This window comes from Pseudomonas sp. TE3899 (assembly GCF_056279105.1).
The window spans coordinates 5,794,849-5,806,447 of sequence record NZ_JBWBQR010000001.1; the positions used below are offsets into that span (position 1 = coordinate 5,794,849).

Sequence of the window (11,599 nt, forward strand, 5' to 3'; positions counted from 1 at the left end):
AGAAATGTGCAGGAGCGGACCTATGTTGCGAATACGCGGAAGCATCGGCGACTGGCCGGTGGATTTGACCCTGGAGATGGATGACGGCGATTGGGCGCGGCTCGGTGCGCAGTTGCAGGTGGGCAAAACCGAGGACGTCAGCGCCCCGGCGGCCAAGCCGCTGAACCAGGATGACGCGCTGTGGCAGATCGCCAAGGACCTGCTGCGCAAGGCCGGGCAATTGAGCGGGCCGGATTTGCTGGAGCAGTTGAAAGGGCTGACCGGTAGTGCGGCGTCGGGTAAGCGCTTGTTGGTGCGTCTGCGCCATTGTGCGGATGTGAAGGTGGTGAGCGGCGGGGATACGCCGCTGTACAGCTGGGTTGAACCTGCGTAGGAACTGTAGGAGCAAAGCTTGCTCGCGATGGCGATCTTACGGACGCCATCGCGGGCAAGCCTTGCTCCTACGGCGATGGTGATCATACGGACGCCATCGCGGGCAAGCCTTGCTCCTACAGAATCAATAAAGCGCGGCGAACAACTTGCGTCGGTACGTGGTCACCAGCGGGTGATCATTGCCCAGCAGTTCGAACACTTGCAGCAAGGTCTTGTGCGGCAGGCCTTCGCTGTAGCTGCGGTTGCGGATGAACAGCTTGAGCAACGAATCCAGCGCCGGTTCGTATTGCTGGCGGGCCAATTGCTGGATTGCCAATTGATACACCGCTTCATCGTCCTGCGGGTTTTTCGCCAGACGCGCTTTCAGGTCGGCGGCATCCGGCAAATCCTTGGCCTGGCCCAGAAACTGAATCTGCGCCTTGGCGCCGGCCAGCGCGGCCTTGTGCTCATCGGTCTTGACCGCGTCGAGCACAGTTTGCGCTTCGCCCAGTTCACCACGCTCGGTGAGGCAGCGGGCGTAAAGGATCAGCGCTTTGGCATTGGTGTTGTCTTCGCCCAGCAGCACTTTGAGGATGGCTTCGGCGTCGGCAAAGCGGCCTTCATCGAACAACGCCTGAGCCTGTTCGAACGGATCGGCAGCGGCCGGCGGCGGCATTTGCACATGGGGTTCAAGCATGGCGCGTACGGCGGACTCCGGTTGTGCTCCGGCAAAACCGTCCACCGGTTGACCGTCCTTGAACAACACCACGGTCGGCAGGCTACGGATGCCGAAGCGCGAGACGATGTCCGGCTCGACGTCGCAATTGACCTTGGCCAGCAGCAACTCGCCCTGATAGCTCTCGGCGATGGTTTGCAGCATCGGCATCAGCGCCTTGCACGGCGCACACCATTCGGCCCAGAAATCCACCAGCACTGGTTTGTGAAAAGAGTTCTCGATCACCGACTGGTCGAAATCGGCAGTCGTGGCGTCGAAGATGTACGGCGTTTCCTGACTCATGGGGGATCTCTTGGAAGCGTGAATGAGGCCACTATAAGGCTTGGCGGGGGGTGGCCGGAAGCGGGAACACAGATCGTTCCCACGCTCTGCGTGGGAATGCCTCAATGGACGCTCTGCGTCCGCTTTGGGACGCGGAGCGTCCCGGGCTGCATTCCCACGCGGAGCGTGGGAACGATCATATGCGGGTGGCGTGATAGAGGCTCACATACCGAAACTCTTCGGGCTCGGCCAGATCGGGCAAGGTCATCGCCTCCAGCATTTCAATGCGCCGGTACAACGGATGACGAAAATCCCGAACCCGCGAATCCGCGACCAAGGCTTCCTTGCCGCGACTCAAAAACTCATCGAGCAGCGGCAGATTCGCCCGGTCATACAGCACGTCGGCCACCAGTATCAGATCAAAACGATCCGCCTCGGCAAAGAAATCCGTCGAGTAGTTGAGCTGCACCTCGTTGAGTTCAGCATTCGCCCGACACGCCGCAATCGCCAGCGGGTCCAGGTCACAGGCCACCACTTCCAGCGCCCCGGCCTTTACCGCCGCAATCCCCGCCACACCAGAACCCGCGCCAAAATCCAAAACGCGCTTGCCTTTGACCCACTCGGGAAACGCCGCGAGATACCGCGCCATCGCCAAGCCACTGGCCCAGCAGAAACTCCAATAGGGCGGTTCATGCAGGATTCGCCGGGTTTCTTCCGGGCTGAAGGCGCGGTCCATGTTGTCACCGTCGATCAGCCAGAGTTTCAGGTTGGTGTCCGGCAAATGGCAGGCGACGAGTTGCGCGTCGCCGAGCAGTTCACCTAACGCCTGTTGCAGGTCGAGCGGTGCAATCATGGGGCTTTGACGAATTGCAGTTGGCCCAGGGCCTGGGTTGTCGGCTGGGTGATGGTCTGCGACGGCAGGTGCAGGATCAACTGGCCGGACTGGCTGGCGCGGCCGCGCAGCTCAACCCGGGCACCGACCGGAAAGGATTCCGGGTTGAAACGCAGGTGAAACGGCAGGATTTGATTGGTGCCGATCAGGCTGGAGCTGGCGAGCAATTGTTGCGGGCGGGATTTGTCGTCGATCACCAGCAGCGCCAGTTCCACTTCGGCGCCGGCGGGCACGCCTTGCAGGGTGCCGCTCAATTCACGCTGAAAGGCCGGCAGCGGGCCGAGGTCAGCGGATTCTTTGGCTTTCTTCTGCGCCGCTTGTGGCGCGGGGCCCGGGGTCGGCGGCTGCGGCTTGGGCGCATCGCTGCCGCAGGCCACCAGCAGGCTTAAAACACTGAGCAGGACGAGCGGTCGTAGCGACATTTGTGGCTCCAGCAAGGTGAAATCCATGAATCAAACATATTGCTCGTCTGTATACCGCAAACCCTATGGCTTGTCTTGCCACGGGGATGCGCTACCATGGCCCTCCCTTTTTTTGTTGCCTGCCACCATGCACTGTCCCTTCTGCGGTGCCAACGACACCAAGGTCATCGACTCGCGTCTGGTCGCCGAGGGCGAACAGGTGCGCCGCCGGCGTGAATGCCTGGCCTGCGGCGAGCGTTTCACGACGTTCGAGACCGCCGAACTGGTGTTGCCGCGCCTGATCAAAACCGACGGCAGCCGCCAGCCGTTCGACGAAGAAAAACTCCGCGCCGGCATGCAGCGGGCGCTGGAGAAGCGCCCGGTGAGTGTCGAGCGCCTCGAATCGTCGCTGGTGCACATCAAACACAAACTGCGCGCCACCGGCGAACGCGAGGTCAAATCCCTCGTGGTCGGTGAACTGGTGATGGCCGAGCTGCAAAAGCTCGACGAAGTCGCCTACATTCGTTTCGCCTCCGTGTATCGGCGCTTCCAGGACCTCAACGAGTTCCGCGAAGAGATCGATCGCCTGGCCCGTGAGCCGGTGAAAGAATGACCACCTCCGCAGAACAAGCCATCCTCGACGCCCATTACATGGCCCGCGCCCTGGAACTGGCGCGCAAGGGTCACTACACGACTCACCCCAACCCACGGGTTGGCTGCGTGATCGTCAAGGACGGGCAGATTGTCGGCGAAGGCTGGCACGTGCGCACCGGCGAACCCCACGCCGAAGTCCACGCGTTGCGTGCGGCGGGTGACAAGGCCCGTGGCGCCACCGCTTACGTGACCCTCGAACCCTGCAGCCATCACGGCCACACGCCGCCCTGCGCTGATGCGCTGGTGAATGCCGGTCTGGCCCGTGTGGTTGCAGCGATGCAGGACCCGAATCCGTCGGTGGCCGGTCGCGGCATGCAGCGCCTGGCCCAGGCCGGGATCGCCATCGAAAGCGGTGTGCTGGAAGGTGAAGCGCGCAAGCTCAACGAAGGTTTCCTGAAACGCATGGAGCATGGCTTGCCGTTCGTGCGGGTCAAGTTGGCCATGAGCCTCGACGGTCGCACGGCGATGGAAAGCGGCGAAAGCCAATGGATCACTGGCCCGGCCGCTCGCTCGGCAGTGCAACGCCTGCGTGCCCAGGCCAGCGTAGTGCTGACCGGCGCCGACACAGTGCTGGCCGACAACGCCCGTTTGACCGTGCGCGCCGCCGAATTGGGCCTGGACGCTGAGCAAACCACGCTGGCCATGAGTCGTCCGCCGCTGCGCGTACTGATCGACGGCCGCTTGCGCGTGCCGCTGGATGCACCGTTCTTCAAGGCGGGCCCGGTGCTGGTCGCGACCTGCATGGCGATCGAAGAGCAATACGCCAACGGCCCGGAATGCCTGATCGTGGCCGGCGACGATGGTCTGGTGGACCTGCGCAAACTGCTGGTCGAACTGGCCAATCGCGGGGTCAACGAAGTGTTGGTCGAAGCGGGGCCGCGCCTGGCCGGGGCGTTTGCCCAGCAAGGTCTGGTGGATGAGTTCCAGATCTTCATCGCCGGCAAGTTCCTCGGCTCCTCGGCTCGCCCTTTGCTGGACTGGCCGCTGGCGAACATGAAGGACGCGCCCGAGCTGAAAATCACCGAAATTCGCGCGGTTGGCGATGACTGGCGAGTCACTGCCATTCCTTCACCAGCCGCGAGCGTATAATTCCCGGCCTGAGCCAAGACGGCCTGTTCTCGAGGAGGACTCCATGTTTACCGGCATCATCGAATCCATCGGCAGTATTCGTGCATTGACCCCAAAAGGCGGAGATGTGCGGGTTTACGTAGAAACCGGCAAGCTCGACCTGAGCGACGTCAAACTGGGCGACAGCATCGCGGTCAACGGCGTGTGCCTGACCGCAGTTGAACTGCCAGGCAACGGCTTTGCAGCGGACGTCAGTCGCGAAACCCTCGACTGCACCGCCATGAATGACCTCAAAAGCGGCAGCCCGGTCAACCTGGAAAAAGCCCTGACCCCGACCACTCGCCTCGGCGGACACCTGGTCAGCGGCCATGTCGATGGCGTGGGCGAAGTGGTTGCCCGCACCGAGAATGCGCGCGCGGTGGAATTCCGTATCCGCGCGCCGAAAGACCTCGCCAAGTACATCGCCCATAAAGGCTCGATCACCGTCGATGGCACCAGCCTGACCGTGAACGCAGTCGATGGCGCCGAGTTCTTGCTGACGATCATTCCCCACACCCTGAGCGAAACCATCATGGCGTCTTACCAGCCAGGTCGCCGGGTGAATCTGGAAGTGGACTTGCTGGCACGTTATCTGGAGCGCCTGTTGCTGGGCGATAAGGCCGCAGAGCCTACAAAATCCGGGAACATCACCGAAAGCTTTCTGGCCCAAAACGGCTACCTCAAATCCTGACTCAAGGGGGTGCCTTGTGGCGCTCAATAGCATCGAAGAACTGGTTGAAGACATCCGCCAAGGCAAGATGGTCATCCTCATGGATGACGAAGACCGCGAGAACGAAGGCGACCTGATCATGGCCGCCGAGTGCTGCCAGCCTGAACACATCAACTTCATGGCCAAGCACGCCCGTGGCCTGATCTGCATGCCGATGAGCCGCGAACGCTGCGAACTGCTGAAGCTGCCGCTGATGGCGCCGCGCAACGGTTCCGGGTTCGGCACCAAATTCACTGTCTCGATTGAAGCCACCACTGGCGTGACCACCGGCATCTCCGCCGCCGACCGTGCCCGCACCGTGCAGGCCGCTGCCGCCAAGGATGCCAAGGCTGAAGACATCGTCAGCCCCGGCCACATCTTCCCGCTGATGGCCCAACCGGGCGGCACCCTCGCGCGCGCCGGCCACACCGAAGCCGCCTGCGACCTGGCGCGCATGGCCGGTTTCGAGCCGAGCGGCGTGATCTGCGAAGTGATGAACGACGACGGCACCATGTCCCGCCGCGCCGAACTGGAAACCTTTGCCGCCGAACACAACATCAAGATCGGCACCATCGCCGACCTGATTCACTACCGGATGATCCACGAACGTACCGTTCAGCGGATTGCCGAGCAGCCGCTGGACAGCGAACTGGGCCAATTCAACCTGGTGACCTATCGTGATTCCGTGGAAGGCGACGTGCACATGGCCCTGACCCTGGGCACCGTGTGCGCCGACGAGCCGACCCTGGTTCGCGTGCACAACATGGACCCATTGCGCGACCTGCTGATGGTCAAGCAGCCGGGCCGCTGGAGCCTGCGCGCCGCCATGGCCGCGGTCGCCGAGGCTGGCAGCGGCGTGGTGCTGTTGCTCGGTCACCCGCTCGATGGCGATGTATTGCTGGCACATATCCGCGAAACCGCCGAGCACGTCCCGGCGAAAAAACCGACCACCTACAGCATCGTCGGTGCCGGTTCGCAGATCCTGCGGGACCTGGGCGTTCGCAAAATGCGCCTGATGAGTGCGCCAATGAAATTTAATGCGATATCCGGTTTCGATCTGGAAGTTGTAGAATACGTGCCCTCCGAATAATGACCGGTTGTTTCCGGGCCTTGATTCGCGGTTAACACATCACTGAGGGACGCGTAGAAAACGCGTCCCGGCTCTTTAAGAGATCTAACGAATGACCCTGAAGACCATCGAAGGTACCTTCATCGCCCCTAAAGGCCGCTACGCTTTGGTAGTAGGCCGTTTCAACAGCTTCGTCGTTGAAAGCCTGGTCAGCGGTGCAGTTGATGCCCTGGTTCGCCATGGCGTGAGCGAAAGCGACATCACCATCATCCGTGCCCCTGGCGCCTTCGAAATCCCGCTGGTTGCGCAGAAAGTAGCCCAGAAGGGCGAATACGCGGCAATCATCGCCCTGGGCGCGGTCATTCGTGGCGGTACTCCGCACTTCGAATACGTGGCAGGCGAATGCACCAAGGGCCTGGCCCAGGTGTCCATGGAGTTCGGCGTTCCAGTCGCTTTCGGCGTGCTGACCGTTGATTCCATCGAGCAAGCCATCGAACGTTCCGGCACCAAGGCCGGTAACAAAGGTGCCGAAGCTGCCCTGTCCGCTCTGGAAATGGTCAGCCTGCTGGCACAGTTGGAGGCCAAGTGATTAGCGACGACAGCGATCAGTTCAACCCACGCGATCCAAAGCCTGCGGATGCCGGCAAGCCATCGAAAAGCGTCAAGCGTCGCGAAGCCCGTCAGCTCGCGACTCAAGCGCTGTACCAATGGCACATGGCCAAGCAGTCGCTGAACGAGATCGAAGCGCAGTTCCGGGTCGATAACGATTTCAGCGATGTCGATGCCGCCTACTTCCACGACATCCTGCACGGCGTTCCGGCCCACAAGCCTGAGATCGACGCTGCGCTGTCGCCTTGCCTGGACATCACCATCGAAGAGCTGGACCCGGTTGAACTGGCGGTTCTGCGCCTGTCCACCTGGGAACTGCTCAAGCGCGTCGACGTGCCGTACCGCGTTGTGATCAACGAAGGTATCGAGCTGGCGAAAGTCTTCGGTTCCACCGACGGCCACAAGTTCGTCAACGGTGTTCTCGACAAGCTGGCCCCGCGTCTGCGTGAAGCTGAAGTGAAGGCGTTCAAGCGCTGATAAGCGCTTGAATGGCTGCCAAATGGGCGAGTTTGAGCTGATCCGCAATTTCTTCGCCGCCGCGCCTTGTGCGCAGGGCGGCGAGGGCGTTGCACTGGGAATCGGCGATGACTGCGCCTTGCTGGCTGTTCCTCCCGGGGAGCAGTTGGCAATTTCCACCGACACGCTGGTTGCCGGCGTGCATTTCGCAGATCCTTGCGACCCGTTTCTGCTCGGTCAGCGCTCGCTGGCTGTCGCGGTCAGTGACCTGGCCGCCATGGGCGCCACCCCCGTTGCCTTTACCCTTGCCCTGACCTTGCCGACGGTGACCGCCGATTGGCTGGACGCCTACGCCCGTGGCTTGAATGTCATGGCCCAGGGCTGTGGCGTGGCGCTGATCGGCGGTGACACCACCCGTGGGCCGTTGAGCCTGACCCTGACCGTGTTTGGCCGCGTGCCGAGCGGCCAGGCCCTGACCCGCAGCGGCGCGCAGCCGGGGGACTTGCTGTGTGTCGGCGGCGAGTTGGGCAATGCCGCTGGCGCGTTGCCGCTGGTGCTTGGCCAGCGGACTGCGGACGAGGCCATCGCCGATCCGCTGCTGCGCCATTACTGGTCGCCGCAACCGCAACTGGCCCTCGGTCAGGCGTTGCGCGGCCACGCCACGGCGGCGCTGGATATCTCCGACGGCCTGCTCGCCGACTGCGGGCACATCGCGCTCGCTTCGAAAGTCGGCATTCAGATTGACCGGAGCAAGCTGCCGGTGTCCCAAGCGTTGGTGAGCTTCCTCGGCCAGACAGGCGCCGAAAACGCCGCCCTGAGCGGTGGCGACGACTACGTGCTGGCCTTCACCGTGCCGCCCGTCGTTTTGCCCCGGTTGCTGGCGGACGGCTGGCCGGTCCATGTGGTGGGCCGGGTCGTGGCCGGGCAGGGCGTCAGGCTGCTGGACGCCGATGGGCACGACATCACCCCGCAAACCCGGGGTTATCAACATTTTCCGGAGACCCCGTGACCGATCATCCCAAGCAGACGCCGGCGGAATTCGTACCGCCTTCGGTCTGGCGCAACCCTTGGCATTTCCTGGCGTTCGGCTTCGGCTCGGGCACCTTGCCAAAGGCTCCGGGCACCTGGGGTTCGTTAGTTGCGCTACCCTTTATCCCGTTGTGGCAGATGTTGCCCGACTGGGGCTACTGGCTGATGCTCGGCATCACCATGCTGTTCGGGTTCTGGCTGTGCGGCAAAGTGGCCGACGATCTGCGGGTACACGATCACGAAGGCATCGTCTGGGATGAGATGGTCGGGATGTGGATCACCCTGTGGCTGGTGCCGGATGGCTGGTACTGGTTGTTGGCGGGGTTCCTGATGTTCCGCTTCTTCGACATCCTCAAGCCGTGGCCGATTCGCTGGATCGACCGCCATGTGCACGGTGGTGTCGGGATCATGCTCGACGACGTATTGGCCGGGGTCTTTGCATGGCTGGGGATGCAGGGGCTGGTGTGGTTTTTCGCCTGAGTGGTGAAGCAGGGATTAGGCATGGCTCGACGCTGGTTGATGGTGGTTTTCGCGATGTTCTGCTCGCTCGCCCAGGCGGGGGACGCTACGCCGACGCCGTCCGTGATTCATCTGGCCAGCGAAGCCTGGGAAGACTACACCGCCGCTGACGGTCATGGGCTGGGCTGGGACGTGCTGCGTGCCATCTTCGAACCGGCCGGGATCAGGCTCGATATCCGCACCGAACCCTACACCCGCGCCGTTGGCCTGGCCCAGCGCGGGGAAGTGGACGCCTGCGTCGGCGCCTATCGCGACGAAACCAGCGACGTGCTTTATCCGCACTGGAACTTCGACTCCGATCACATCTATGCCCTGGGCCTGGCGAGCAATCCGTCGCCGACCCTCGAGAATCTCGGCAGTTACCGACTGGCCTGGGTGCGCGGCTACAAGTATCAGGCGTACCTGCCCAACGTGCAGCGCTACAACGAAGTGGTGCGGCGCGCCGGGATCCTGTCGATGCTGACCCACAACCGCGCCGACTATTACATCGATGCGCTGACCGAAATCGATTACCTGCTCGCCCGGGCCAGGGATCCGTCGCTGTTCCGCCGCACCCACATCGCCGAGTTGCCGCTGTACCTGTGTTTTGCCGACAACCCCAAGGCCCGAGCGTTGATGGCGTTGTTCGACCAGCGTATGGAACTGCTGGTGAAAAGCGGCCAGTTGAGACCGATCTTTGCCAAGTGGAAACAGCCTTATCCATTTGATGCGAATTGAACACGGGCCAATGGGCCGGCGGGACTTGGCCGCTTGATCAAACTTTTTGATCGTTATGCCCCATAATTCAGCCTAAGCGTCGGTCGGAACCTGCTGTTACAATTGCCGCCTCTGCGAATCTCCAGTACTTATTGATCAGGAGCACACAGGTGCCTGTCGTTTTTGTCGCCGCTTCGAAGCTGCCAACACCTTTTGCGCAATTCACCATGCACGGCTTTCTCGATGAAGAGAACGGGCGCGAGCACGTGGTGCTGAGCCTGGGTGATTTCGCCGACGGTGCCCCGGTGCTCGGCCGGTTGCACTCCGAATGCCTGACCGGCGATGCCTTGTTCAGCCAGCGTTGCGACTGCGGCTCGCAACTTGAGGCCGCGTTGCAGGCCATCGCCCGTGAAGGTCGTGGCGTGTTGCTGTACTTGCGTCAGGAAGGCCGGGGCATTGGCCTGCTGAACAAGATCCGCGCCTACGAGTTGCAGGACGGCGGTGCCGACACCGTTGAAGCCAACGAGCGCTTGGGCTTTGCCGCCGACCAGCGTGACTACGCCATGTGCCTGCCGATGCTGCAGCACCTGGGCGTGAAATCCCTGCGCCTGATGACCAACAACCCACGCAAGGTCAAAGCCTTGACCGACATGGGCATTGTCGTCGCCGAGCGCGTGCCGCTGCACACCGGGCACAACCCGCACAACAAACTGTACCTGGCCACCAAGGCCAGCAAGCTCGACCACATGATGGGCAACGAGCATCAGGGCGAGGCTGATCGGGCGTGACTCGCGGTCAAGTGCGGCGGCGACTGTCCTTCAACTGGTGGCAATACCTGGCGCTGGCCTTGGTGCCGCTGTTCGTGATCAATGGCGTGTTCGGCCAGAGCGAGGCGATCCTGCCGGTGCTGGCGATGCCGCTGTTTATCGCCGGTGTGGCCTCGATGTTTGTCAGCCTGAAGTTTTTCGGCGGCTACAAACATGCGCTGATCGCCACCCAGAAAGCCCTCGATACCCCTGAAGAACCGGCGGCCTGGATTGCCCTGGCAGCCAAGCGTCGTATCGCCTTTCTGGCGGCGAGCCTGCCAGCGTGGATCGGCGCGTTGGCCGTGTTCGTCGGCCTCGAAGCGGTGCCGTTGGTGTTGCTGGCGCTGTCCACCGCGGTGCTGTTCTACCTTTACCGTATCCCGCGTCAACTCGGCTGATGCTGCGCGTCTGGCTGGCGGTTTTGCTGCTGGCCGTCAGCGGCTCGGCTTATTCCGTCGAACGCGTGGTCAGCCTCGCGCCTTCTCTCTCTGAAATCGTCGTTGAACTGGGCTCCGCCGACTTGTTGGTCGGCGTGCTGGATGCGGGTGAGCGTCCGGTCGAACTCAAGCACCTTCCCTCGGTTGGCAGCTATGGCCAACTGGACATGGAACGGCTGCTGAGCCTCAAGCCCGACCTGTTATTGCTCTGGCCCGGCAGCGTCGGCCCGGCCCAGCGGGACCAGCTCAAGCGCTTGAACATTCCCACCTACGTCGCCGAACCCCACAACCTCGACCAGCTCACGGCGCAGATTGAAGCGATTGCCACGCAACTCGGCCGACCGGAGAGGGGCGTCGCGCTGGCAGCAGGTCTGCGGCAGAAACTGGATAACCTGCGCCAGCGCTATCGCCGGGATAATCCGCTGACGGTGTTCTATCAAGTCTGGGATCGGCCGCTGTACACCGTGGGTGGCGGGCAAATCATCAGCGATGCGCTGGAGGTGTGCGGCGCGCGCAACGTGTTTGCCGACCTGACCTTGCCGGCACCGCAGGTCAGCGTGGAAGCGGTGTTGCAGCGCAATCCCGAGGTGATTCTGGCCAGTGATCAGGCGCAGCTCGATGCCTGGAAGGCGTGGCCGCAGGTGGCGGCGGTGGTGCAGGGGCGGTTGTTGTTGGTGACGGACAAGGGATTGGAGCGGCCGAGCGGGCAGATGATTGAGGCGACGGCCAAGTTGTGCCGGATTATCGCGCCGGGCCGTTAAGACCGAGTCGCGGCCTTCGCGGGCAAGCCTCGCTCCTACAGGTATCGGTGGCGCCCCTGTAGGAGCGAGGCTTGCCCGCGAAGAGGCCGGCCCAGGCGCCGTTAAT

The 11,599-nt window shown here is 62.6% G+C and carries 16 protein-coding genes; 13 read left to right on the forward strand and 3 right to left on the reverse strand.

The genetic code is table 11. The annotated features are described in order from the left end of the window. Positions 1-22: 22 nt before the first annotated feature. A complete protein-coding gene (locus tag ACZ89E_RS26325; RefSeq protein WP_476256706.1) occupies positions 23-373 on the forward strand; it encodes a hypothetical protein in 351 nt (116 codons plus the stop codon). Between the two features lie 123 nt (positions 374-496). On the opposite strand, the gene trxA is transcribed toward ACZ89E_RS26325, so the two are convergent. From trxA to ACZ89E_RS26340, 3 genes are all read right to left on the reverse strand, one after another. Further along, positions 497-1,369, reverse strand: a complete 873-nt coding sequence (gene trxA, locus ACZ89E_RS26330; RefSeq protein ID WP_149660947.1) for a thioredoxin — start codon at positions 1,367-1,369, stop codon at positions 497-499. Between the two features lie 175 nt (positions 1,370-1,544). After that, positions 1,545-2,201: a class I SAM-dependent methyltransferase gene (locus ACZ89E_RS26335; protein WP_476256707.1), complete on the reverse strand. Its 657-nt coding sequence runs from the start codon at positions 2,199-2,201 to the stop codon at positions 1,545-1,547. Beyond that, positions 2,198-2,662: a hypothetical protein gene (locus ACZ89E_RS26340; protein WP_149660945.1), complete on the reverse strand. Its 465-nt coding sequence runs from the start codon at positions 2,660-2,662 to the stop codon at positions 2,198-2,200. Before ACZ89E_RS26340 ends, ACZ89E_RS26335 begins: the two co-directional genes overlap by 4 nt. Before the next feature lie 127 nt (positions 2,663-2,789). On the opposite strand from ACZ89E_RS26340, the gene nrdR reads away from it, so the two are divergent. The 12 genes from nrdR (at position 2,790) to ACZ89E_RS26400 (ending at position 11,493) form a co-directional block, all read left to right on the forward strand. Next, positions 2,790-3,254, forward strand: coding sequence for a transcriptional regulator NrdR (gene nrdR, locus ACZ89E_RS26345; protein ID WP_003228656.1), 465 nt, complete (start codon positions 2,790-2,792; stop codon positions 3,252-3,254). Then, positions 3,251-4,384: a bifunctional diaminohydroxyphosphoribosylaminopyrimidine deaminase/5-amino-6-(5-phosphoribosylamino)uracil reductase RibD gene (gene ribD / locus ACZ89E_RS26350; protein ID WP_476256708.1), complete on the forward strand. Its 1,134-nt coding sequence runs from the start codon at positions 3,251-3,253 to the stop codon at positions 4,382-4,384. The genes nrdR and ribD overlap by 4 nt, the downstream gene beginning before the upstream one ends. Before the next feature lie 43 nt (positions 4,385-4,427). Continuing rightward, complete coding sequence (locus ACZ89E_RS26355; RefSeq protein WP_463258597.1) at positions 4,428-5,093, forward strand: riboflavin synthase; 666 nt, start codon at positions 4,428-4,430, stop codon at positions 5,091-5,093. 16 nt (positions 5,094-5,109) lie between these two features. Further along, on the forward strand, positions 5,110-6,201 hold the full coding sequence (ribBA, locus tag ACZ89E_RS26360; RefSeq protein WP_133837507.1) for a bifunctional 3,4-dihydroxy-2-butanone-4-phosphate synthase/GTP cyclohydrolase II: 1,092 nt from the start codon (positions 5,110-5,112) through the stop codon (positions 6,199-6,201). A 91-nt stretch (positions 6,202-6,292) separates the two neighbouring features. Continuing rightward, positions 6,293-6,769 (forward strand): 6,7-dimethyl-8-ribityllumazine synthase, encoded by a 477-nt coding sequence (ribH, locus tag ACZ89E_RS26365; RefSeq protein ID WP_003185938.1) that lies wholly within the window; start codon positions 6,293-6,295, stop codon positions 6,767-6,769. Beyond that, a complete protein-coding gene (nusB, locus tag ACZ89E_RS26370; RefSeq protein ID WP_123509921.1) occupies positions 6,766-7,266 on the forward strand; it encodes a transcription antitermination factor NusB in 501 nt (166 codons plus the stop codon). Before ribH ends, nusB begins: the two co-directional genes overlap by 4 nt. A gap of 22 nt (positions 7,267-7,288) precedes the next feature. Beyond that, positions 7,289-8,254 carry a thiamine-phosphate kinase gene (gene thiL / locus ACZ89E_RS26375; RefSeq protein WP_463258596.1) on the forward strand — a complete coding sequence of 322 codons (966 nt, stop codon included), beginning with the start codon at positions 7,289-7,291 and terminating at the stop codon, positions 8,252-8,254. Next, a complete protein-coding gene (locus tag ACZ89E_RS26380) occupies positions 8,251-8,754 on the forward strand; it encodes a phosphatidylglycerophosphatase A family protein (RefSeq protein ID WP_149660941.1) in 504 nt (167 codons plus the stop codon). Before thiL ends, ACZ89E_RS26380 begins: the two co-directional genes overlap by 4 nt. Before the next feature lie 21 nt (positions 8,755-8,775). Continuing rightward, the gene (locus tag ACZ89E_RS26385) at positions 8,776-9,510 is read left to right on the forward strand and encodes a substrate-binding periplasmic protein (protein WP_476256709.1); all 735 of its coding nucleotides are present in this window, start codon (positions 8,776-8,778) and stop codon (positions 9,508-9,510) included. 149 nt (positions 9,511-9,659) lie between these two features. Further along, entirely contained in the window at positions 9,660-10,277 is a 618-nt protein-coding gene (gene ribA / locus ACZ89E_RS26390; RefSeq protein WP_054052350.1) for a GTP cyclohydrolase II, read from the forward strand. Then, the gene (locus ACZ89E_RS26395) at positions 10,274-10,693 is read left to right on the forward strand and encodes an MFS transporter (RefSeq protein ID WP_149660939.1); all 420 of its coding nucleotides are present in this window, start codon (positions 10,274-10,276) and stop codon (positions 10,691-10,693) included. Before ribA ends, ACZ89E_RS26395 begins: the two co-directional genes overlap by 4 nt. After that, a complete protein-coding gene (locus tag ACZ89E_RS26400) occupies positions 10,693-11,493 on the forward strand; it encodes a cobalamin-binding protein (RefSeq protein WP_476256710.1) in 801 nt (266 codons plus the stop codon). Before ACZ89E_RS26395 ends, ACZ89E_RS26400 begins: the two co-directional genes overlap by 1 nt. Positions 11,494-11,599 lie beyond the last annotated feature (106 nt).

Bases quoted from the DNA above. Each gene is read 5' to 3' on its own strand.
- ACZ89E_RS26325 (WP_476256706.1), top strand. From the start codon at position 23: ATGTTGCGAATACGCGGAAGCATCGGCGACTGGCCGGTGGATTTGACC.
- trxA (WP_149660947.1), bottom strand. From the start codon at position 1,369: ATGAGTCAGGAAACGCCGTACATCTTCGACGCCACGACTGCCGATTTC.
- ACZ89E_RS26335 (WP_476256707.1), bottom strand. From the start codon at position 2,201: ATGATTGCACCGCTCGACCTGCAACAGGCGTTAGGTGAACTGCTCGGC.
- ACZ89E_RS26340 (WP_149660945.1), bottom strand. From the start codon at position 2,662: ATGTCGCTACGACCGCTCGTCCTGCTCAGTGTTTTAAGCCTGCTGGTG.
- nrdR (WP_003228656.1), top strand. From the start codon at position 2,790: ATGCACTGTCCCTTCTGCGGTGCCAACGACACCAAGGTCATCGACTCG.
- ribD (WP_476256708.1), top strand. From the start codon at position 3,251: ATGACCACCTCCGCAGAACAAGCCATCCTCGACGCCCATTACATGGCC.
- ACZ89E_RS26355 (WP_463258597.1), top strand. From the start codon at position 4,428: ATGTTTACCGGCATCATCGAATCCATCGGCAGTATTCGTGCATTGACC.
- ribH (WP_003185938.1), top strand. From the start codon at position 6,293: ATGACCCTGAAGACCATCGAAGGTACCTTCATCGCCCCTAAAGGCCGC.
- thiL (WP_463258596.1), top strand. From the start codon at position 7,289: ATGGGCGAGTTTGAGCTGATCCGCAATTTCTTCGCCGCCGCGCCTTGT.
- ACZ89E_RS26385 (WP_476256709.1), top strand. From the start codon at position 8,776: ATGGCTCGACGCTGGTTGATGGTGGTTTTCGCGATGTTCTGCTCGCTC.
- ACZ89E_RS26400 (WP_476256710.1), top strand. From the start codon at position 10,693: ATGCTGCGCGTCTGGCTGGCGGTTTTGCTGCTGGCCGTCAGCGGCTCG.